The sequence below is a fragment of the Nostoc sp. DSM 114159 genome (assembly GCF_053470285.1).
In genome coordinates, this window is the sequence record NZ_JBPFEH010000001.1 from 7,059,941 (window position 1) to 7,082,238 (window position 22,298).

Here is a 22,298-nt window from a genome sequence, read left to right on the forward strand (position 1 = left end):
CCCTACTTGTGCAAAGCATCTTAAAAAGATTTAAGCCACTTTTAACGGTTTCTGAGGAAAAGTAATTGGCTCTGGCAAAGCTTTTCCTTGCTCTTTATACCATTCAATCATAGACTCAATTACCTCTTGCCCATGTTTAGCGGCTTCTTCATAAGTCTTGCCATGAGTGTGGAATTGCTGCCAAGGGAATTCAGGTAAATGTACTAAGTAGCAATTATCCTCATCTGACCATTGAATTACCATACTATAGCGATCATTCATTACTCTTCCTCTATTTCTCCTAGTTGCTTCAAAACACGATTGACTTGCTTTTCCAAATATCGGGGTGCATCGTCTCCATCTTTTCCAGCAATGGTAACTGGTTCATCAGGTATCAATGGGTGAGTCCAGAAGGTATGACTACCTTTTGCAGGACGATAGATAAACCCCGCCTTCAACAAAATTGCCTTTAACTCTTTAATTTTTTTAGGCATCTACCCTCAATCTAAATCGCCATACTGATTATTGTCTATTAAGCTGAGGAAGCGATCGCTTAATCGAATTGAGTGATCCATAGCCTGTGTAAAGTATGTATTACCTGGGAGTATCAACTTGCTGTACGATCTTCACTCCTAATTTACCCTTCACAGTTGAAGTTGAGTAATGAAAACTGTGGTTATTACTTAAACCGCTTTTATGCCAGAGGATAAATTTTTGCTCCATGATAAGTAGAGTTACAATGTGGCATTGCCCATTGCTTATAGCTAGGGGGCATTGTCTAACCTACTTTCAGAGAATCACAGCAATGATGGATTGGAAAAAACTTCTGACACCAAAAAGACTTGGCAAAACTGAACTAGAAAATCCCCAGTTTGATCGTACTCCTTTTTTGAGAGACTATGATCGCCTCGTATTTTCCTCACCTTTTCGTCGCCTCAAAGATAAAACTCAGGTTTTTTCGTTGTCTACAAATGATTATATTCGTACTCGTCTGATTCACAGCCTTGAAGTTTCCTGTGTCGGTCGATCCCTTGGTAGGATTGTGGGTGAGAAAATGGTAGACACACACAAGCTTAATGACTATGGGTTCAGTGCTTCAGACTTTGGTGATATTGTCTCTGCTGCTTGTTTAGCTCATGATATCGGTAATCCTCCGTTCGGCCATTCTGGAGAAGATGCTATTCGTACAGGATTTGACTCGTGGTACAACACTGTTAACCATGTAAGAGAAGAACTTCTCAGCAAGTCTCAAAAAGCTGACTTTAATTTATTTGAGGGCAATGCACAGGGTTTTCGTATTCTAACTAAGCTTGAAATGCATCCTCAAAAAGGAGGAATGCAACTCACCTGCCCAACTTTAGCTACTTTCACAAAGTACCCTAGAGAATCATTGCTATCAGAATCTACCTTAAACGGTGACTCAGATAAAAGTATTAAAAAACATGGTTTCTTTCAGGCGGAAAAAGATTTATTTGCTGAGGTAGCAGAGACAGTTGGGCTAATTCGCCGTCATGATAATAATACAGCATGGTGGTCTCGACACCCGCTTGCTTTTCTTGTTGAAGCAACCGATGACATTTGTTACTCAATTGTTGATGTAGAAGATGCTCATCGGATGAAGTATATCTGCTTTGAAAAAACTGAGTATTTGCTTAATGAAATTGCAAATATTGATATCAACAAGCATGATGAAAGCAAGGAAGAAAAAGTTAAGCGACTTCGTGCCAAAGCTATACACAATCTAATAGAGCAGGCAACTGAAATTTTCTTTGCACGCGAACAAGAAATACTTTCTGGAAAGTTTGACAAAGACCTGTTATCTCTAAGTAGGTATGCAAATCATCTAGACGTAATTAAGAAAGCAACCGAATCAGATGTTTTCCAGCATCGCGATGTTGTTAGTATCCAAATAGCTGGTTATGAGGTTTTAGGAAAACTATTTTCTGAGTTTGTTAACGCTATCCTGTATGACAGCAAAAAAGCAAAGTTAATCTGTAATATGCTACCTCAAGAATATCGCCCGAATCCAGACGAAGATACCTATAACAAAATCCTTAAAATTACAGACTATATCTCTGGTATGACCGATTCTTATGCTACCAGTTTATTCCAACAATTTAGTGGGATTTCATTGGGATAAAGTGACAGCATTTGCACCTGACAATGTATAGACAGTATTTATTTTGAATCATGAGTGATTAACCAACCTTTTTTCTTATGTGTATGTAGGATCTCCGTCATAAGAGGGTCGTCATTTCTCAATGGATACTCCTGACAACTTGTAGAAATTCCCTTAGTACAGGTGTTACATCTTCTTCCCGCCACACTATAGCCGTTTCTACTAATGGTGTTTTCTCCTCCAAAATACGATAAACTACACCAGTTCTCTGAAGATTTTGCAATGAAGACGGTGCGATCGCAATCCCCATTCCCGCTGAAACCAATCCGATAATCGTCTGCATCTGAATCGCTTCTTGAGTCACTTTTGGGCTGAAGTCTCCTTGCTGACAAAGACTTACGATTTGGTCATAAAGTCCGGGTCCCAAATGGCGAGGGAACATGATAAAGTTTTCGTTTACTAGCGATCGCACTGAAATCTTTTCTTGTTCAGCTAAGGGATGAGTTTCTGCTAAAGCTACAATTAAAGCTTCTTGCTGAATGCACTCTTGATTGAGTGTGTTGTCTTCTAAGGGTGGATGGGCAAAACCTACATGAATGCGGCGCTCTTGTAACGCTTGCTCTTGCTGAGTTGTGGTTAATTCTTGCAATACCAACTCTACTTCTGGAAACTGTTCTTGGAATCGCCGCAAAATGACAGGAAGCAAATCATAAGTTGCCAAACTGGTAAACCCAATTCGCAGTAGTCCCTTTTCACCTCTTCCCGTTTTTTGGGTTAGCTCAATTCCTTTTTGGAGTTGAGCTAAAAGTTGATAAGCTTCTTGCAAAAAAACTTGTCCTGCTTCTGTTAGTTGCACCTGTCGTTTGGTTTTACGGTGAAACAGTTCTACCCCCAATTGCGCCTCTAATTGCTGAATTTGCTGACTTAAGGGCGGTTGAGCAATGTGCAGTCGCTCGGCAGCTCTACTGAAGTGTAGTTCTTCAGCGACAGCAATAAAGTAGCGCAGATGTCGCAGTTCCATTTTTTTGATATTTCATAAGTTTCAATTTTCTATTTGCTTACGAATCCTGCCACTATGCTTGCTCTAGCAAAACATTCATTCAACTTATAAAAAATTAAAATTTAAGAGAGTTAGGACTATATCCTTGACTGGCTAACATTTGAAAAACAGTAATGATTGTTTCTTTAAGAATCAGCAAGAGTCATTCAAAAAATATCATTCTTCATAGGGCCGACCGAACGTCTATTTTTATTATCTTCAATGCCCCATACCCCATAACCCATCCCCAATACCTTAATTGCATACTTTTATGCGATCGGAAGTATCCACACCAACCCAAACAACTACCCCTAGCAGGTTAAACTAGGTCTGGTAACAACTGCTCCACGTTCCTTATGAGGCTTTTATGGGAGCTAACCTCAAACAGATTGCCAACTATTTAGACAACCTTGGTTGGGACTACCGTTTTGATGATGAAGAAGACCGAATTATAACAGGTGTGGAGGCTGATAATTTAGAAGATTTCCTAATAGTTGTCCAACTGGATGAAGAAGGAAAATTTTTTCGGGTATTTGCCCCTCAAGTTCTGGGAGGTATCCAAGACCATCCTCACAAGGCAGCTATCCTCCAAACAATGCTGGCCATTTCTTGGGAAACCAAAATGTTGCAATGGGAGTATGACCCATCCGATGGTGAAATTCGTGCCATTATTGAGTTTCCTTTAGAGGACTCGATTCTTACAGAAAAACAATTTCACCGTTGTCTGAGTGGATTAATTCAGATTGTGGATGGCATAGCAATACCTCGCTTGACAGAAGTGATGGCAACAGGCCTCGATCCGGGGAATATAGAACTTGGGGAAAGACTATTACTCAGTATCCAAGAAGAAGCTCCAGGATTGTTAGATCTACTAGAAAAAGCAATGGAAGCCCGAAAAAAGCGAGGAAGTTTTCCTAGTGAGTGAGACGGATCGTTACTTAAATAGCTATACTCCAAAGTGATACCCTCACTATATACTGAAATTTTCTGGGGCTGGATATTTATGACATCCTATGCAACCTCCTCTGCCAAAGCGGAAATGAGCGAACTCCGGCGGTTGAAAGCCTTACTACCACCAGAACTGCAAAGCTGGGTCACGGTAGAAGGCACAACTGAGGTCAATCCACCCCTGGTTCGCTGCGAAGAAATTGGTAAAGACCAGGTAGAAATTCAAATTGATTTGGTGAAATGGGATGCCCTCGCAATGGATCAGCGTAATCTGCTGTTCTGGCATGAGGTTGCTCGCGTTCAAAATGACACAATTCCTAAAGATGGTTGGGAAATGGCAGCACTAGCTATCGGTTTAGGTGGTGCTGTCGGGGAATTGTGGGTACAAGATGGATTGCTGCTGGTGTTAGCTTTGTCGCTTTGTGGCGTGTCAGGCTGGCGACTGTACCAAAAGAATAATGGGGAAAAGCAACTAAGAGAATTGCTCAATGCTGATGAGAAAGCGATCGCTTTAGCAACTCGTTTTGGTTATAGCCTCCCCAATGCCTACAAGAGTCTCGGTAGCGCCTTGAAAACCCTGATTGATAATACTCCTAGTAAGCGCCAACGGTCGAGATACGAAGCAAGGCTCTCTGCCCTCAAACGCAGTGCCAATAAGGCAAAAGCTAAATCCAAAGCTCCAGATGAGGGCGCACTATAGCAACTTCTATTTGAAATGGCATAAATCAGCCCTGCTGCTAGTAATTGGGCTGCTGCCTTCCTAATTCATAAGAGGCAACAGCCCAATTACCATTTCATAAAATCTTACTTTTTTCTTGACTACATCTTTATCAAACTAAAATTTTACAACTGGTTCAGCATTTTATGTGTCTGGGGGATCACGCGCACGTGCTTAAGAAACCCTTTCATCAAAGCTTGCCACATCAAAACTCGATCGCCAGAAGGCGCAAGTACAGGTACTGGAGAAAATTGTTCTGATACTGCCAAAGGCGTAACAGGTTGTAAAAATACTGAGATATCTGGACTGACCTCTGCCACCAACGAAGCTGAACGTTCCAACTCGGCGGGATCTGTGTCTTGAGACACAATTATCTTGACAAAAACATTTAAATATGAGTCATGACATAACTGGAGAAATTTACTATGTTCTTGCCAATGACTTTCGCCGCTAACACTGGGCAATTTGAAATCCATACCTACAGAGTCTAAGTAGGGGAGAATCATTGCTAGTTGTTCTGGGCGATGTCCGCCGGTTTCTAAGTATATAGGTAGACCAGTTATGGCTCGCACTTGGGGTAGAAACTGCGTTAAAAATGAGGCATGAAGAAGTGGTTCGCCGCCAGTTAAGCTAATGCTATCGTGTAGACAAGGTAGATTTTGCTGTTCCACCCATTCGAGTAATATGGGTAATGGGACAGGATTAGAGTGAATTTCAAAGTCGCGCAATCCAGGCGATCGCTCTATCCGACAAGTTGTAGGTGCACTCCAAGTGTGGGCACTATCACAAAAGTGACAGCGCAAATCACACAAAGCAAAACGAATAAATATCTGACGTGTCCCTACATTCAGTCCTTCCCCTTGAATGGCAGAAAAGACCTCAATCAGGCGTGCGGTAGGTGTAACCGTATTTTTAGCAATCATTTGATGAGAGCAACGCGATCGCGCTGCGTCGGCACAACAGCAAGGATGTTTTTTGGCTTCTTGTTCTATTGTGAATCGTCGCTAGCGATCTCCAATCTCAGCCCCGGTAAATAGCAGTTAGTCCTAATTACCACTAATTCCGATATTAGGTTAAGTAATTTTGTAGGACAAAGTAATGTTTGGCATATTACATTATACATGGCAACGAAAGTGCAGAGCTTCATGACTAGCCAACCGACAGAGGTCGATTTTCCAGTTAATTCCCTAAACGACATGGCTATAGTGCAGGTGCCGACGCGGTTGAGCGTGCTGGAGGCTTTAGGCTTTAAGCAAACCTGCCAAGGCTTAATCCAGCCCAATTCACATCCTAAGCAAATCATTATTGATTTTCACCAAACTACTTTTATCGATAGTAGTGGTTTAGGTGCCCTGGTAAGTAATTTTAAATACGCTCAAACTCAAGGTATTACATTAACACTGCGGAATGTAACACCTCAAGTCATGGCAGTTCTAAAACTCACAGGGTTGGATCAGGTTTTTCCTTTAGAACTTGTGGAGGATAGGCCGTTAATAGAACAAGATGACGTACTAGATAATCGGAAGACAACTTCCCGTAAAGTAGAGCAGTTACCCACTACTCACCCTTCTATGGCATCTTGGATGAAACGGTTTTTAGATATTGTCGGGTCAGTGATTGGTTTATTAATTACAGGAATTTTGTTTATTCCAATTGCGATCGCAATTCAAATTAACGATCCCGGGCCGATTTTCTTTTGTCAAACCCGCTGTGGCTGGATGGGTAAGCGGTTTAAGATTTGGAAATTCCGCTCTATGTGTGTGGATGCAGAAGCGAAGAAATCCCTAGTTAAAAACCAAGTGCAAGGTGCTTTTTTCAAGAATGAGAATGACCCCAGAATTACTAAGGTAGGGCGCTTTTTACGGCGAACTAGTCTTGATGAATTACCCCAATTTTGGAACGTCCTCAAAGGAGAGATGAGTTTAGTCGGTACTCGACCACCTACACCCGATGAAGTGGAACGCTATGAAGTACCAGAGTGGCAACGTTTAGATGTAAAACCCGGTATGACTGGCGAATGGCAAGTAAATGGACGTTCTACAGTCCGTAGTTTTGAAGATGTAATTCGTCTGGATTTGCAGTATCAAAAAAATTGGAGTTTAGTGTACGATTTAAAGCTAATTTTCAAAACTATAGCTATTCTGTTTAATAGAAACAGTGGTGCTGTTTAGCTAATTATCCTTATTCACAATTCTTTGATAACTAGCAATCACGATATTCTTAAATACACCCAAGCCTAAAATAGGCTTGGGTAAATTTTAGGTTTACTAACAGCAGCACATAAGTGTCAGCCAATTTTGGTTTTGAGATTTTAGACTGATTTATTAAAACAAAGATGTTTATGTATTTTTATCCTCTATTAAAATTAGGATTTGAAAAAAATTTGGATTTTGAATCATTAAATCCAAAATCCAAAATTCAAAATCTAAAATTTAGCGATCCTGTGTATAAGATTATCCCATTGCCTTCTGAACACTAATTACTTCAATCGGCTGCACTTCTGGCAACAAACGTTTCACACCTTGCTTAACAAACCCCTGCAAAAAACCAATCTGCTGATTTTGCTGAAATACCTTTTGCAAGGTTTGCCGCAAATTCTCCAGATTCAAACCAGTTCCAGAATCTATCGCTATTTCCTGCTGTTGGAAATACTCAACTAAACTTAACCCTGCGACTCTAGTCAGATAAGCTGCACTTACTCCTTGCACTACGCCACCAGCAACAAAGGTAACGGCATTACTTTTCAGAACAGTACTAATCGCCTTTGTAGAAAGTTCAACTAAACCCAATTTCAGCATTAAACTTCCCATTGTTCCAGCTACGGTTTGTGCCTGTTCTAGGGAAAATTTTTGCTGATAGATATTACCCAAATCCATTACCATTTGAGCATTAATTGCCGCAGTTGCCAGAATATCAAAGGCTGGTACTGGGTTAGCAAAGGCAGCAGCAGCAGCTATCCACTGATATTGTTCAATAATTGGGGTGGCGCGATCGCGTCTGGTTCCATTCAACCAGTTTTTTGCCTCAGCTTTCAACAACCCAGCTTTCCTCATGGTTGTTAGCCAAACTAGCCGTTGTCCTTGCTGTGCCAAAACTTCATCTAACTGTTGCGTTAATTGCTGGATATCTGCTGCTGGTTGCTCCATCCACTCTTGCACAGAACCATCAGCCTCATGCTTTCGGACTTTGATGGCAACGGGAGAGGCCGCAGTTGCAACTACATTTCCTTGCATCCGCTGTTTCAATTGACTAAAGATGTTAGCGCTTTCATCAGTTAAATACTGGTCTTGTTTGTTGAAAACCAACATATTAGGCTGATTTGCTGCCTTTAGCTGCTGTAAAGTTTGAAATTCTGAGTCTGTCAAATCACCGTTTGTCAGAAATAGCACAAAATCAGATTTTGCTACTTCTGCCAAAATAGCGGCATCTGAATTTTCGCCCACTTCTCTAAATAAAGGTGGTGTCTCTTGTAGAGATACGAAATTTTGTGTCTCTAGATTTTGTAGCACTTGAATTAAAGTGCTTTTACCCACGGATTTACCGCCAGTCACAGCTACTTTAATTTTTTCTCTGTCTAATTCCAGCAACAATTGAGCAACTTGTTCTCTGAGTGTCTCTAAGGCTGGATGGTTTTCTGTTTCTTGTGCTAGTTGGTTAATTACAGTTTCAGTTTTAGCGATCGCACTTTCCACAGTTGCCCGATCCACTACCATACCATCTAGCTGCTCTAAACTGTCTTTGGGGCGCTTTTGCTGGAATAACCACAAACCACCACCGACAGCTAAGGCACTCAACAAACCGAACTCACCCACCTGCACTATAGAATCGTGCCAACTGTCCAACATCCACAGGGAAAAGGAAAGTCCCAATCCTCCCACTAAAATTGGTCGCTGCAACTTCACAACCATGATTCTCCGCGCTTTTTGGATGGCTATTTCTTCCAGAATAGATCAAAATAAAACAAAACCCTGCAATCTTTACCGATTGTAGGGTTTTGTTTTATATTCTATGTGGTGGCGGGAAGTGGATTTGAACCACTGACCTTCGGGTTATGAGCCCGACGAGCTACCAGGCTGCTCTATCCCGCGTTGCTCTTAACTTTTATAGTATAACCTAATAGTCAAGAGTTTGGCAACTATAAAAATGATAATTCTCCAATTACTTCTAAACGCTTGTATTTTCCCAAGGTGACAAACTTTTCTGAGAGGCTTTCGGCGCCGCTGGGACTAATCCACCCCATTTGCTGGAGTAAGTGAATAGCCACAGCATATTTTGCCCGTTTTGCCCCATCCATGACTTTGATTGCCAATCCCAAACCTTCACCGAGTCTACCAATGCACTGCACTCCTTCGGCACCACTTTTGCTGACTAGTTCTCCAGGAGTTAAACGCATCAGTTCCGTATCAAATTCTCCATCTCCTGCGACCATCGCGGGGTGATGAGTCATAGCACGGACAATGCGCTCCATATCCAAGTTGGTACTAGAGGCTAGCAGTGCATATAAAGATGCCATGTGACCGAGTTGCATCAGATAAGTTGGTGCGCCACAGTCGTCATGAGCGCTGATAAATTCTGCTGCTGGCATTCGCAGCAACTCTGCTACCTTGCCCAAAATTAACTGCTGTATTGGGTGTTTGCGATCCAAGTAGTTATTCAAAGGCCAATGGCGTTGCTGACAAACGGCTAACATTCCGGCATGTTTTCCAGAACAATTGTATTCCAGAGGACTGTGCTTATCTTCAGGAATTGGACACTGGAGTACAGTTGGGTCAAGATCGGCCCGCCAAAGGATGTTAAATACCTGTCGGACTTGATCGATTCTTCCTTTATGGGAACTTGTGATAATTGCTAAATCGCGATCGCTGAGTTGATAGCGTTCTAGTGTACCTGTGGTGGTGACAGCAAGTGCCTGAAATGGTTTGAGGGCTGAACGGATAAATGCAGCAGTTTCAGAATTTCCGGCAACGGTTAGAACCCGTCCTCGTTCGTCGCAGACAACAGCTTGGACTATATGCCTGGATTCAATAATACCTTCCCGCAGCAACCGGACTTCCAATGCTGTGGCTTGAGTTCGTTTTCCCATTGTCATGGGTTTATATTTATCACCTTTTTTAATTAATTAGTCATTGGTTATTAGTCCTTTGTCCTTTGTCCTTTGTTTATTTACTAATGACTAATGACTAATGACTAATGACTAATGACGCTTTAAAACAAATGCCAACCTATAGTACCAATAACGTACATTCCCGCCAACCCAGCGAAGGTAAATTGTAACCGCCGCAGAATCGGTTTGATTTCGTATGAGACAATTAAGCGATCGCGGTTAAGGACTTCCTGTGGTTTAGTCCAAGTTTGACCGTCGTACCAGCCGGATTCTTCATAAAATACTGTGGGACTACAAAGGCGATCGCACACGTAGAACCAGCCTAAGTATAACCTTACCAGTATCAGCACTAACCCGACACTGGCTCCTGCTGCACCACAAAGGATAAAATGTGCAATATACTTGTGAGGAGGAAAACTTGCCGCAGCTATCGGCCCTGCGAAGACCCAAGATAAACCCCAAATCCAAACAAGTTTTGTGATATACTCGCGCCAATGTAAAGTGGTATCACGAAACAGCCAGGAAGTTTTTAACTCTTCGTATTCATTGAGTGGTTGTTGGTCTGTAGGAACTGGGCAATTAGAAACCGAAGACCTAATCATGTTGGCTTACCCTCACCTTCATCAGATTCTGGAAGGGAAATACGTTCTGCATGAATCCAGAACGCTTCTAAATTATAAAACTCCCGTTCCTTGGGCATCATGATATGAACGATCACATCACCGTAATCTTGTAGTACCCAATTGCCCTCGACTTTTCCTTCTGTTCTTAAGGGACGGCGTTGCAACTCAGTTTCGACTTTTCCTTCAATTGCTTGAGCGATCGCCCTTACCTGTACCTTAGAATAGCCAGTCATCATCACAAAGTAATCCGCCAGGTAAGATACCTCTGCTACTTTGAGCAATAAAATCTCACCTGCTTTGCGGTCTGATGCCGCAACAGCGATCGTTGCAGCTAATTTTTCGCTCGCCTCTTCGGTTTGGCCGTGGCTTATTACCGCACTCTTCGTCAGTGGGACAGATTGCAATGGGAAATTTCCTTGGAAATAATCAGTCATTAAACCTCAGGTACTTTCTTCCTTGTGAAACAATTGTTGACATTTACTTACAAACAACGAACAATTGATCTGACAAATATGCCAATAGGTTTTTTTGAATACTAACAAAAAAACAGGTGTCTATGGGATTAGTTTGATAATTGGCTGTTTAGATTTCGATATCCGCAATAGCCCAAAAGCTGATGGTTATTGTGCAGCGATCGATCAACCAATAGCTTTGCAGCAGGAATTAACAGCGAAAATAATTGCAGATTCATCAAACAGCATAATATGTAATCTAAAGCTAGTAATTTGCAGGTAACTACACATCTACGTTTTATACTGTCTGCTAAAAATTACGATCCAACACAGCATACTAATTACTGGTCTAGCAAAAGTCCGATTTATTATACACACATATAAATAAGTATAAATACATACTCAGTCGCAGTAGCTCCCGGATTATATAGCAAAGTGCTGAGTGCTGTTAGCGTCAGCGGGGCGTTTAGCCCGTGCTGAGTAAAAACCCAGTTTTGTCAAGGCTTTGAGCGTTAAACACTGTCCTAACCTATGTGACTACGGCTATACTTCTTGCATAAATCAAAAATAAAGAACCCCACCCCGCATTTGAGGAAAGTAAACGCTCCTCTTTCCTATGCTTTGGAGAGGTGTTGGGGGTGGGGTGTTAGGGACTTTTGCAAGAGGTCTATTGAATGAAGTGAGCCACGAGATTTTTAGTTCAACAATCCACCTGACAACCTGCTTGTCTATTATTATATTTTTAATAGTAAAATTCGCTACCTTTATCAACTTCTAATACTTAGACATGAGTGTATAATTGTAATTTCTACAGATGTAACATAACTTTGCAGCAAAGATTAAACTTCTTGTTTTGTAACTATGCCTGTAGATTGAATTGCTCTACGTTCTGCTGTCAATGAGTAACACAAGGACTCATACTGATTTAAAGCTTGCTCAAAAGCATATTGCTCAACGGCATATTGGCGACTTTTATAACCTAGAGTTTTGACTTTTTCGGGGTTTTGGTACAAATCTAAAATTGCCATCGCTAAAGCTTGGGGATCTTCTGGAGGAACGATAACTCCGCCGCCACTTTGCCTAATGGCTCTTGCTGCCGTACCATTATCAGGTACAGAAGCAACTAAGGCCCCTCCACTAGCAAGTAACACTTGAATTTTTGACGGCATGTTGAAGGATACAACATTTTTCTTTTGTACCACTAAACCAACATCCGCAGCTGCTAACATCTGTGGTAAATCTTTGCGGGGTTGAAATGGCAGTAACATCACATTATCTGCGCCGCAGTCTAGACATTCCTGTTGTAATCGCTGTAAACCTTTTGCTTCTCCAACGATGACAAAGACAATATCTGGGATATGGCGCAAGACAGAAGCAGCTTTGACAACGCTTTCTAAGCCTTGGGTTAGGGCAATATTACCTGAATACAGTACTACAAATTTGCCGTTTAGATTATGTGCTGTACGGAAAGGGTTATCCTCTTTAGGCAAAGGGCGGATAAAATTTACATCAACCCAGTTGGGAATTTGTACAATTTTGTCAGCTTCTACGCCTTTAGATCGCAAATTTTCCACAAACCCATCGGCAATGACGCTAATTTTAGTGGCAGTGCGGTAAGCAAATTTTTCCAATAATGTAAACAACCGGATAAGTAATTTATTTTTTAATAGACCGACATGAACTGCTGCTTCTGGTAAGATATCTTGTAGATTTAAAATTACAGGACAAGCACGTAACCATCCTAAAAGAGCAACTGGTACACAGCTTGGCAAGGATGGCGATGTTGAGAGAATCACATCTGGGCGCCAACCGATGAGGGCGGGTACAAAGCTAGTGACGACGAAACTAGCATCTAATAACACCCTATCTAATAGGTTGGGTTGTGGACGAATCCAAACGTAACTGCGTTGAATTTGAACGCCATTTTTGTATTCGTTGACATACCATTTACCCCGATATTCCTGGTAAATTTGCCGCTCAGGGTAATTGGGCATAGCGGTGACTACACGCACTTCATGCCCACGTTTCACTAGTCCCTCTGCTAATTCAGTCATTAGTGGGGCAATACCAATCGGTTCTGGATAGTAGTTGTAGGAGTAAATTAAAATTCGCATAAAATTTAGTCCGAAGTACCCCGGCTTTTTATTTAATGACAAATATTTGTCTGAAATATCATTTGGGCTTGGAAACCCTATATTTAATTGTGACTCCAGACTCTTTTTCTGTCAGGTATTTTCCTTAAAGATTGAGTAAACTTTAAGATGTAATACTTAGAGAAACTGTAAATTTTTTTGACTATTTAAGCAGTTTTTCAATTGTTATTTTTTGATTGGTACTTACGTAGAAACCCTAAGTATATTAGTTTTTGCCAACCCTTAAATCCAATTTGGGGTAGTTAGTATAAGTTACGTACATAAACCATTTTCCGAGAATCTGAATATTAATAAGATTTTTGATCGTACTAGTAATTCAATGAACGATCGCCCTTGTATTTTCTCTTTTTTTGCTGGCTCAGGTTTCCTCGATTTAGGTTTTGAAACCAGCGGTTTTAATATTGTTTATGTCAATGAAATCTTCGCCCCATTTATTGCCGCCTATCGCTATTCACGAGAAGTTATGAAAATGCGATCGCCTGAATATGGATATCATCACGGTGAAGCAGCAGATGTAACAAAACTTATTGTTAGAAAAGAAGCACAACAACTTCAAGAATTAGTCAAAGACTGCCGCAAATCTCATAATATAATTGGTTTCATCGGTGGGCCTCCTTGTCCTGATTTTTCTATTGGTGGGAAAAATAGAGGAAGTTTGGGAGACAATGGTAAGCTTTCTGCTTCATATATTGAATTAATTTGCCAAAACATTCCCGACTTCTTTTTATTTGAGAACGTTAAGGGTTTATGGAAGACAACAAAACATCGTTTATTTTTTGAATCGCTCAAGCAACAATTACACGAAGCAGGCTATATATTAACAGAGCGATTAATTAATGCTATCGAATATGGCGTACCCCAGGATAGAGAAAGAATTATCCTAATTGGCTTCAAAAAGAATTTTCTTCAGGACATAGGGATCGAAATCGGTAGTGAAAAGTTACTACATGAGGGATATTTTCCTTGGAAAAATCATATTTTATATCCTCCCGAAAAAGTCTTTGCTTACCCTTGGCGTCAGTGTGAACCATTCCAAGAAAATTCTCTAATACCTTGCCCTGATGACATCCCCGAAGAATTAACAGTTGAATACTGGTTTAGAAAAAATAATGTTCTGAAACATCTCAATACGGAAAATTGTTTTCAACCAAGGACAGGGATCACAAAATTTGCTGCTATTGATGAAGGAGATGATTCTAAAAAGTCTTTCAAACGTCTGCATAGATGGCGTTACTCTCCGACAGCTTGCTATGGAAATAATGAGGTACATTTACATCCTTACAAAGTCCGGCGGATTTCTGTAGCAGAAGCTTTAGCTATCCAATCTTTGCCTGCCAATTTTGTACTTCCAGAAAATATGTCACTTACTAATATGTTTAAAACTATTGGTAATGGTGTTCCATATTTGGCATCGCAGGCATTGGCTCAAAGTATTATTAACTTTTTAGCAAATAGTATAAAAAACACTCTCGATCTTCCTAGTATTACTACTACTTAGCGTTAACTTAAACACTTGTAGTAATCCTGGGATATCTGTAAAGCCAATATGAAAGACAATTCAGCAACTTGTTTTCAGGATAAACTCGTAATAAATGTGGTTTAATATATATATAAGAAATGTTTTAATTTTTTATAAAGTTTAATAATCAATCACTGGCAGAAGACACGATGGCAGCAGACTATCCAGACATTGATATTGCGCCATTTATCGATCACTCCCTGTTAATGCCAACGGCAACTCCAGAGCAGGTTGAGCAATGGTGTGAAGAAGCATATAGATTCAACTTTGCGGCGGTTTGTCTGTTCCCTGCTAATGTCAAGCAAGCAGTAGAACTCCTCCACGGTAAAAACCCGAAAGTTTGTACAGTAATAGGCTTTCCTTCTGGTGCAACGACTTCAGCCGTGAAACTGTACGAAGCTCAAGAAGCTGTTGATAGTGGGGCTACTGAATTGGATGTAGTCATGAACTTGGGCTGGTTGAAAGCTGGCAAGACTGAAAAAGTCCATCGGGAGATTGCCGAAATTTGTGAAGAGACTGGACAAACAATCAAAGTAATTTTGGAAACTAACCTGTTGACAGATGCAGAGAAAAAAATAGCTGCTGAAATAGCTATGGAGGCGGGAGCAGCATTCTTAAAAACTAGTACAGGTTGGAATGGTGGTGCCACAGTGGCAGATGTACGACTTTTGCAGGAATTAGCAAAAGAAAAAGTGGGAATTAAGGCTTCAGGTGGTATTCACACTATCAATCAAGCCCTAGACTTAATCGTAGCAGGTGCTACTAGATTAGGCACATCTCGCGGTATGGATTTGATCCGTCAGCGCGATAACTTGGGAAAAGGTGAATAGTCATTTGTCCTTTGTCATTTGTCTTTTGTCATTTGTCCTAATCTAATGACCGTTGACCAATGACTAATGACTAAATAACTACTAATGACTAGTGACTAATGACTAATGAGTAATGAGTAATGAGTAGAACCTATAAAGCAACTGGTATTAATCTTAAAACCCAGGCGCTAGGAGAATCGGATAAAATAGTGACGATTTTGACACGAGAATTCGGTCTAATTCGAGCTGTGGCTCCAGGGTCACGTAAGCACAACTCCAGCCTGGGCGGTAGGAGTGGAATGTTTGTTGTGAATGAACTATTAATTGCTAAAGGGCGATCGCTTGATAAAATTACTCAAGCACAGACGTTAAAAACTTATCCTGGTTTAGCTCAAGATTTGGGAAAACTGGCTGCCAGTCAATATTTAGCAGAAATAGTTCTGTGTGAAGCTTTGAGCGAACAACCCCAAGAAGAACTTTATGATTTGTTCAATGAACATCTCCATCGCTTAGAGGCGGTGTCTAGTGCAAATTCATTTGGTGTTTTGGCTCATCTGGCTCATGGTGTATTTCACCTTTTAGCCTTAGCAGGACTGACGCCACAAGTGCAAATCTGCTGCCTATCTCAACGTTCCCTGAAGCCGGACTTCACAGACCCCAACTGGCAGGTAGGATTTAGCATCCCTGCGGGTGGAACGGTTTCTTTAGAAGCTAGAGAACGTTTACGAAAAGAAGGGGAAAGGGAAATGAGGGCAGAGGGGCAGAGGAGCAGGGGAGCAGGGGAGCAGGGGAAGATTAATAACCAATACCCTATGCCCAATGCCCCATTCCCAATGCCCAATGCCCAAACAGTTGTTGTGCATCGGCAAGAAATACCTGTGATTTCTAGTCGTTTGGGTGCTATGGAACTAGCTTTGCTTCAACATCTGTCACAACCAGAGATAATGCAAATTGATGGTGCTAGAGATTGTAACTGGTTATCTGTTGAGCAGATTTTGCGCCAGTATGCTCAGTATCAATTAGGTCGCCCTATTCGCTCTGCTACCTTGATCGACTCTTATTTTGCTGCCAACCATGATGCAACCGTCTGATTTGGATAAAAAAGTCCTGCCTTTGTCACCTAGCCTCGCCAAAAAACAGAATAAAGTATCAGATCCTACAGTCAGGAATCACTTGAGTGCTGTTCCCAAGTGTACACCTAGTCAAATAAATGGCCAAGAAATGTCCCCAAAAGACGTTTCTAAAAACGATCAAAGTTGGACAACAGAGATCCCAAAAACTGATGTTACAAGCCAATCAGAAACACAATCTGAGGACAAATTAACCACTGCTGAGGTAGATAGCAATGGCCTTCGTAATGGGCAGATGTCAGTAGCTACTATCCCAGAGAAAGAATTACCGAAATTAGATGGGTCGGGTTCAGGTGGAGAAGCTATTACAGGGAATATAAAACAGCTAGGATTTTTACCTGTATTAAAAAATCCTAATTTCTTGGCTCTTTGGGGCGGTCAAGTTTTCTCTCAACTAGCAGATAAAGTTTATTTGGTACTGATGATTGCCTTGATTAATACTCAGTTTCAAGGAAGCAATCAGAGTATTAGTGGTTGGGTATCAGTCTTGATGATGGCTTTTACTATTCCAGCCGTATTGTTTGGTTCCGTTGCTGGGGTGTTTGTCGATCGCTGGTCGAAAAAGGCTGTGCTGGTAGCAACAAATATTTGGCGCGGCATTCTGGTTTTGTCAATTCCCTTCATGTTGTGGTTGACTCATGATTGGAAACCCATAGGATTGCTGCCAGTGGGTTTTGTAATTATCTTGGGTGTGACTTTTTTAGTTTCGACTTTGACGCAGTTTTTTGCTCCGGCAGAACAGGCGGCAATTCCCTTGATTGTAGAAGAACAGCATTTACTCTCGGCTAATTCGCTTTACACTACAACGATGATGGCATCGGTGATTGTTGGGTTTGCTGTTGGAGAACCGTTACTCGCGATCGCTGATGGACTTTGGCTGCAAATTGGTGGTAGTGGTAATTTGGGCAAAGAACTTTTAGTAGGTGGCAGTTATGCGATCGCTGGAATAATTTTGTTCCTCCTGGCAACTAAGGAAAAACACCACCCCGATACAGAATTCCCTCACGTATTCTCTGACTTGCGAGACGGTTTTGCCTATCTCAAAGCAAATCATCGCGTCCGCAATGCTTTGCTTCAACTGATTATCTTGTTTTCTGTCTTTGCAGCATTAACTGTTCTAGCTGTTCGGATGGCAGAAATAATTCCCAATATGAAAGCCTCCCAGTTCGGCTTTTTACTAGCAGCTGGCGGTGTTGGCATCGCTGCTGGAGCAACAATTCTTGGTCAATTTGGTCAACGTTTCTCCTATACTCAGCTAAGTCTGTGCGGTTGTATGGGTATGGCCGCATCCCTGATTGGTCTGTCAGTATTTACAACTCAATTGTGGCTCGTATTGTTACTGGTAGCGCTAGTGGGCATCTTTGGGGCACTAGTCGGAATTCCGATGCAAACCGCAATCCAAACAGAAACACCTCCAGAAATGCGTGGTAAAGTTTTTGGCTTGCAGAACAATGTAATTAATATTGCCCTCTCCTTACCTTTAGCATTAGCTGGTGTCGCAGAAACCTTTCTGGGATTACAGGTAGTTTTTTTGGGATTAGCTGCGATCGTCTTTTCAGGAGGTATATTAACTTGGTATAACTCACACAAGTAGTTATCAGCTAACAAAAGTTATTATTCATTACCTTGATGTAATTAATAATTTACTTAAAGCTTTTGTGTTCATGGTAAACTGTTGCCAGTGAAAATTTATCACATACTTGCCGGATATGAATCTGACATAAGTCAGAATAAGTTGCTTAAATATCAAAAATTAACAACTTATAACTCAAATAAATAAAGCCATAAATCCACTGGTTTAATTAGCTGACAATAAGCTTTTAAACTAGTAGAAAGTTGTGGAAATTTTTAATAAATAAAAAAACCAGCAAGTATAGCTAGATAAAATAAAAATCACAAAGGACACACAATTAATAGATTTAACCCGCTTTTCTTACAGCTAAATAAAGAATGCGTATAGCCTGGATTGGAAAAAAATCACCCTTTTGCGGCAATGTCACCTATAGTCGAGAAATTACAAATGCCTTGCTAGATAGAGGACATCAAGTTAGCTTTCTTCACTTCGCCCAGGAAGAGTCTGAACCTGATAATTGGCCAAATCTTCGAGAGGTTTCCCTACCTTTCATTTACAAGTCCCAGGTTTACACAATTCCCACTTTTAAAGCCACCAAAGTTTTAACCGATTCACTGCGGGAAATCAAACCAGATGTAGTCCATGCTTCCTTAACCTTATCTCCTTTAGACTTTTTTCTACCGGAAATCTGTGAAGAACTGAGGTTGCCCCTAGTTGCCACTTTTCACACGCCATTTGCTGGCAAGGGGGCAAAGCTGGTATCAGGAACACAACTTTTGGCTTATCAGCTCTACGCGCCTTTTTTAGTTAACTACGATCGCGTGATTGTATTTTCCCAAATTCAGCGAGAATTATTGTCAGGGATGGGCGTAAGAGAAGAAAATATTGCCGTAATTCCCAATGGTGTTGATACCGCCAAGTATTCTCCAGGATTTTCTCAAATTAAAACAGAATTTAAAGCCGATCGCTTGTTTGTCTATCAGGGTAGAATAGCGCCAGAGAAAAATGTTGAAGCCTTGCTTCGGGCTTGGAAGCAGTCGGCAATGGCGCCTGGGACTAAATTGCTAATTGTTGGAGATGGCCCTTTAAAGTCTTCCTTAGAGCCGTTTTATGGTTCAGAATACGGCATTATCTGGTTAGGATTTGTTGCTGATGAAGACCGACGCATTGAAATTTTGCGGGGTGCAGATGTATTTGTTTTGCCTTCACTGGTAGAGGGTTTGTCCTTATCTCTGTTAGAAGGAATGTCATGTGGGTTGGCTTGTTTAGCAACAGATGTGGGTGCAGATGGAGAAGTATTGGAAAAGGGCGCAGGTGTAGTTATTAGTACCAAAACAGCGCGATCGCAATTGAGAACCCTTTTACCAGTGTTGCAAGACCATCCAGAGTTAACAACCCTACTGGGGCAAAAAGCTAGACAGCGTGTATTAGACCGCTATACCCTTAGTAAAAATATTAGTCTGCTGGAAGAACTTTATAAAGGAGTTTTAGCACAGCGGCCTCTACCACTAAGTCGCAGAGCGTAGGGAAAGGGAATAAAGTGCGATCGCACTGTAAATCTTAAGATGGCAATAAGTGCGATCGGGTAAAATACAAATACCTAACTAAGAATTCTCTTACCAGTTTTACAAGGCTATCTAAAGTTAACGAAATGAAGTATCACGCAAGTCAGATAAAGGTGAGAAATATCCCTGACTTAGAGCAGCTAGAAGATGGAAAGTGCTGCCGAACATACGTCTATTGTTTCACAAATCCGTTGCCTGAACAAACCGTTATTGACCCAATTGCAAATAGTTTGGAGAAGAGATTCACCTTTTCCAAGGAAGAATATGAAATTCCTGAAGATGTTGAAATTTGTGCATCTATTTTCATAGAGCGTTTACAAGATAACGAAGCCAGAGTTCGTGTTTTAACAAATCAACCGGAAGAAGTTTGCGTTTACATCTTTGGGATATTCACTCTGCCACGCAAAATTGAGGAAAGGTTTGGAATTGTACAATCGATTCAGGGGGAACAGCGAGAGAATTGGATTACTGACAGGCGATAGTGTAGAATTTTTGCTTAATTGTTCTTTTGGGAGTCGCTGGATATCTTCTGACTTAACTTATGAGTGCTGTGTATCTTTTTTTTCTGGGCAATTATCGGCAAAAATTAATAAATTAGTTAACATAAAATAATAAATAACAGTAAATTAAAGCTACAAAATTAACAAATGACTGCAATCATCGACATAAAAACACTATATGAATCTAATTACCTGCAATGGTTAGAGGAGACTATTAAATGTCTCAAGAATCGACAATTAGCAGACATTGACTATGAAAGCTTAATAGAAGAATTGGAAGATTTGGCTAAAAATGAAAAAAGGCGAGTAAAAAGTTTATTGGAACAGATTATTAGACATTTATTACTTTATCAATATTGGGATTTAGAAAAGCCAATAAATATTAATCATTGGACTGCGGAAATTGTTAGTTTTCGCAACTAAGTAAATGAAGATTTAAGTGCCAATTTACGCAAACATTTAGAAGAGAATTTCAGCATAATTTATAGCAATGCTTTAGATTATGTTAAGGCTAAAACAAATTTAACCAATTTACCTGAATTATGTCCTTATACCTTAGAGCAAATTTTAGATAAGAATTGGTTGTCTTAATCTTAAATTTTGATTCTTTGCGCAAGACATATTCATATTTTAACTCACCAATACCATAAAATTAAGTTGCTACAACTTATCATATTCTTCTGGTTCTACGTTAGGCACTTTATTCAAAACTTGCTGGAATTTTTGCCAATTACCGCTTTTGGCTTTTTCTTCCAAATAGTCTTTGGTCATCCATACGGAAACTTGTGCAGATAAAACAATAGTTGCAAGTTGTTAAATGGAAATATTTTCTCTTGCTGCTAAAGCTTCAATTTGTTTATATAAAGATTCGGGTAGCTGTACATTGAAGTTAGTCATGGGATTTCTCCTACTAATTTGTCATTATTTCACTATTAGTAGCATTTTTACCTTAGTGACCAGTTTGTAGTTTACCTATCGATCAATTAATCTTTGAATTATCCACTAAAGACCATCCTAAACTGGTTGGCTGTTCATAAACCCGCTTTAGAGTATTTACATCTCTGGCAGAAATAGGCGGCGGGTTACGAACTTGAGAAAAATATAGCGCATCAGTTTGTAGCGGACTATGACCCCAAATTCCCAACGCATGACCGAATTCGTGGCGGGCTGATGCAATGAGATATTCACCTGTTTGAGTAGGACTTAGCAAGATGCTGAAGCGGTGGGATAAAATTTTGTTGCTGGCGTATAACTCGTAAGTAGTTTGGGCCGATCGCGCACGGGGTATATTACTACCAGGGGAAATTTGTAGAGGTGGCGCTTTTCGTGCGATTGTAATATCAGCAACTTCTGGCTGTTCGACTATTATTAAAGGTAAATAAGTACTCCACTCCTGTACACCTTGCAAGACACCATTAACCCATGCTTGAGCTTGTTTTTCGCTGATGGCTTTTGGTGGTTCTACATAAACTTGAATGGGAAATTGTGACCAGACTAAATAACCAACTTGGGTTATTGTGACTTGCGAAAAGTAGTCACCACTATTAGTGTTATCTTGCCACTGCGCGAGTGTGGGCGGTAAGGGATGAGGTTTTGGGGACGTAGGGAGAGAAATTATTAAATCGGAATACACAGATTTTGGTATTCTTGTAAATCCATCACTCGACTGAAAATTAGTAAAAACGATTAACAGCCCTGTGCCAATAAACAAGGCAAGAGCTGTAATTAACCGTCGTGAAATTAAATTTATTAAGGTGTTAAGTATCGGGTGTTGGGTTCTTTTCCCCATTTACCTATCCTTATTTAGGTAGCCAACCAGCACTTAAAACTACTGTTAAACCGAGAAAAATAACTGTCAATGCCCAAGTAATTCGGTTTAAGGTGTTTTCTGCACTCTTGGTGCTGCTAAATAGCTGGGCTTGTCCACCAATGGCTCCAATGCCATCACCTTTAGGGCTATGCAGCAAAACTAAGATAATCAAACCAACGGCGGAAAATGCCCAAATGCCTTGCACGATATTAGTAACTGTCATGGTAGGAATCTCATTTATAACAAGTTTTAAAAAA

At 40.6% G+C, this 22,298-nt stretch carries 22 protein-coding genes, 1 tRNA gene and 1 pseudogene; 12 read left to right on the plus strand and 12 right to left on the minus strand.

Annotated features, from left to right (window positions below; genetic code table 11):
- Positions 1-30: 30 nt before the first annotated feature.
- Together ACR5KR_RS29870 and ACR5KR_RS29875 are read right to left on the minus strand one after the other, a co-directional pair.
- Complete coding sequence (locus ACR5KR_RS29870; RefSeq protein WP_335086728.1) at positions 31-261, minus strand: type II toxin-antitoxin system HicB family antitoxin; 231 nt, start codon at positions 259-261, stop codon at positions 31-33.
- Entirely contained in the window at positions 261-473 is a 213-nt protein-coding gene (locus tag ACR5KR_RS29875) for a type II toxin-antitoxin system HicA family toxin (RefSeq protein WP_448269068.1), read from the minus strand. The genes ACR5KR_RS29870 and ACR5KR_RS29875 overlap by 1 nt, the downstream gene beginning before the upstream one ends.
- Positions 474-784: 311 nt before the next feature.
- Here ACR5KR_RS29875 and ACR5KR_RS29880 point away from each other — a divergent pair, with 311 nt between their 5' ends.
- Positions 785-2,119 (plus strand): deoxyguanosinetriphosphate triphosphohydrolase, encoded by a 1,335-nt coding sequence (locus tag ACR5KR_RS29880; RefSeq protein WP_448269069.1) that lies wholly within the window; start codon positions 785-787, stop codon positions 2,117-2,119.
- 118 nt (positions 2,120-2,237) lie between these two features.
- Here ACR5KR_RS29880 and ACR5KR_RS29885 read toward each other — a convergent pair whose 3' ends face one another.
- Complete coding sequence (locus ACR5KR_RS29885) at positions 2,238-3,119, minus strand: LysR family transcriptional regulator (RefSeq protein ID WP_448269070.1); 882 nt, start codon at positions 3,117-3,119, stop codon at positions 2,238-2,240.
- 385 nt (positions 3,120-3,504) lie between these two features.
- Here ACR5KR_RS29885 and ACR5KR_RS29890 point away from each other — a divergent pair, with 385 nt between their 5' ends.
- Positions 3,505-4,062: a hypothetical protein gene (locus ACR5KR_RS29890; RefSeq protein ID WP_292774879.1), complete on the plus strand. Its 558-nt coding sequence runs from the start codon at positions 3,505-3,507 to the stop codon at positions 4,060-4,062.
- A gap of 78 nt (positions 4,063-4,140) precedes the next feature.
- Positions 4,141-4,785: a DUF3318 domain-containing protein gene (locus ACR5KR_RS29895; protein WP_292729213.1), complete on the plus strand. Its 645-nt coding sequence runs from the start codon at positions 4,141-4,143 to the stop codon at positions 4,783-4,785.
- Positions 4,786-4,928: 143 nt separating this feature from the next.
- Here ACR5KR_RS29895 and ACR5KR_RS29900 read toward each other — a convergent pair whose 3' ends face one another.
- A complete protein-coding gene (locus ACR5KR_RS29900) occupies positions 4,929-5,726 on the minus strand; it encodes a 7-carboxy-7-deazaguanine synthase QueE (protein WP_445628831.1) in 798 nt (265 codons plus the stop codon).
- A gap of 198 nt (positions 5,727-5,924) precedes the next feature.
- Here ACR5KR_RS29900 and ACR5KR_RS29905 point away from each other — a divergent pair, with 198 nt between their 5' ends.
- Positions 5,925-6,974, plus strand: a complete 1,050-nt coding sequence (locus tag ACR5KR_RS29905; protein ID WP_445628832.1) for a sugar transferase — start codon at positions 5,925-5,927, stop codon at positions 6,972-6,974.
- Between the two features lie 282 nt (positions 6,975-7,256).
- Here ACR5KR_RS29905 and ACR5KR_RS29910 read toward each other — a convergent pair whose 3' ends face one another.
- From ACR5KR_RS29910 to rsfS, 5 genes are all read right to left on the minus strand, one after another.
- The gene (locus ACR5KR_RS29910; protein ID WP_448269071.1) at positions 7,257-8,711 is read right to left on the minus strand and encodes a YcjF family protein; all 1,455 of its coding nucleotides are present in this window, start codon (positions 8,709-8,711) and stop codon (positions 7,257-7,259) included.
- 103 nt (positions 8,712-8,814) lie between these two features.
- Positions 8,815-8,891 (minus strand) — tRNA-Met (locus ACR5KR_RS29915).
- 47 nt (positions 8,892-8,938) lie between these two features.
- Entirely contained in the window at positions 8,939-9,892 is a 954-nt protein-coding gene (locus ACR5KR_RS29920) for an asparaginase (RefSeq protein ID WP_445628836.1), read from the minus strand.
- Between the two features lie 116 nt (positions 9,893-10,008).
- Positions 10,009-10,509 carry a CGLD27 family protein gene (locus ACR5KR_RS29925; protein WP_445628837.1) on the minus strand — a complete coding sequence of 167 codons (501 nt, stop codon included), beginning with the start codon at positions 10,507-10,509 and terminating at the stop codon, positions 10,009-10,011.
- Positions 10,506-10,964: a ribosome silencing factor gene (gene rsfS, locus ACR5KR_RS29930; RefSeq protein ID WP_322712967.1), complete on the minus strand. Its 459-nt coding sequence runs from the start codon at positions 10,962-10,964 to the stop codon at positions 10,506-10,508. The genes ACR5KR_RS29925 and rsfS overlap by 4 nt, the downstream gene beginning before the upstream one ends.
- A gap of 94 nt (positions 10,965-11,058) precedes the next feature.
- Here rsfS and ACR5KR_RS29935 point away from each other — a divergent pair, with 94 nt between their 5' ends.
- Positions 11,059-11,265, plus strand: coding sequence for a hypothetical protein (locus ACR5KR_RS29935; protein ID WP_448269072.1), 207 nt, complete (start codon positions 11,059-11,061; stop codon positions 11,263-11,265).
- A gap of 556 nt (positions 11,266-11,821) precedes the next feature.
- Here ACR5KR_RS29935 and ACR5KR_RS29940 read toward each other — a convergent pair.
- Positions 11,822-13,096 carry a glycosyltransferase family 4 protein gene (locus ACR5KR_RS29940; protein ID WP_448269073.1) on the minus strand — a complete coding sequence of 425 codons (1,275 nt, stop codon included), beginning with the start codon at positions 13,094-13,096 and terminating at the stop codon, positions 11,822-11,824.
- Positions 13,097-13,454: 358 nt separating this feature from the next.
- Between ACR5KR_RS29940 and ACR5KR_RS29945 the strand changes: the two genes are divergently transcribed.
- The 7 genes and pseudogenes from ACR5KR_RS29945 to ACR5KR_RS29975 all read left to right on the plus strand — a co-directional run bounded on the left by ACR5KR_RS29945 (position 13,455) and on the right by ACR5KR_RS29975 (position 20,822).
- Positions 13,455-14,633 carry a DNA cytosine methyltransferase gene (locus ACR5KR_RS29945; protein WP_448269074.1) on the plus strand — a complete coding sequence of 393 codons (1,179 nt, stop codon included), beginning with the start codon at positions 13,455-13,457 and terminating at the stop codon, positions 14,631-14,633.
- A 170-nt stretch (positions 14,634-14,803) separates the two neighbouring features.
- Positions 14,804-15,484, plus strand: coding sequence for a deoxyribose-phosphate aldolase (gene deoC, locus ACR5KR_RS29950; protein ID WP_448269075.1), 681 nt, complete (start codon positions 14,804-14,806; stop codon positions 15,482-15,484).
- 119 nt (positions 15,485-15,603) lie between these two features.
- Positions 15,604-16,554, plus strand: coding sequence for a DNA repair protein RecO (gene recO, locus ACR5KR_RS29955; protein ID WP_448269076.1), 951 nt, complete (start codon positions 15,604-15,606; stop codon positions 16,552-16,554).
- A complete protein-coding gene (locus ACR5KR_RS29960; RefSeq protein WP_448270388.1) occupies positions 16,541-18,187 on the plus strand; it encodes an MFS transporter in 1,647 nt (548 codons plus the stop codon). Before recO ends, ACR5KR_RS29960 begins: the two co-directional genes overlap by 14 nt.
- A gap of 356 nt (positions 18,188-18,543) precedes the next feature.
- Positions 18,544-19,692: a glycosyltransferase family 4 protein gene (locus tag ACR5KR_RS29965; RefSeq protein WP_448269077.1), complete on the plus strand. Its 1,149-nt coding sequence runs from the start codon at positions 18,544-18,546 to the stop codon at positions 19,690-19,692.
- Between the two features lie 125 nt (positions 19,693-19,817).
- A complete protein-coding gene (locus tag ACR5KR_RS29970) occupies positions 19,818-20,213 on the plus strand; it encodes a hypothetical protein (RefSeq protein WP_445628845.1) in 396 nt (131 codons plus the stop codon).
- Positions 20,214-20,378: 165 nt separating this feature from the next.
- Positions 20,379-20,822, plus strand: a pseudogene (locus tag ACR5KR_RS29975) (DUF29 domain-containing protein).
- A gap of 388 nt (positions 20,823-21,210) precedes the next feature.
- Here the strand turns inward: ACR5KR_RS29975 and ACR5KR_RS29980 are convergent.
- On the minus strand, positions 21,211-22,020 hold the full coding sequence (locus tag ACR5KR_RS29980) for a peptidase (RefSeq protein ID WP_448269078.1): 810 nt from the start codon (positions 22,018-22,020) through the stop codon (positions 21,211-21,213).
- Positions 22,021-22,030: 10 nt separating this feature from the next.
- Positions 22,031-22,264: a preprotein translocase subunit SecG gene (gene secG, locus ACR5KR_RS29985; RefSeq protein ID WP_335187358.1), complete on the minus strand. Its 234-nt coding sequence runs from the start codon at positions 22,262-22,264 to the stop codon at positions 22,031-22,033.
- Positions 22,265-22,298: the final 34 nt, after the last annotated feature.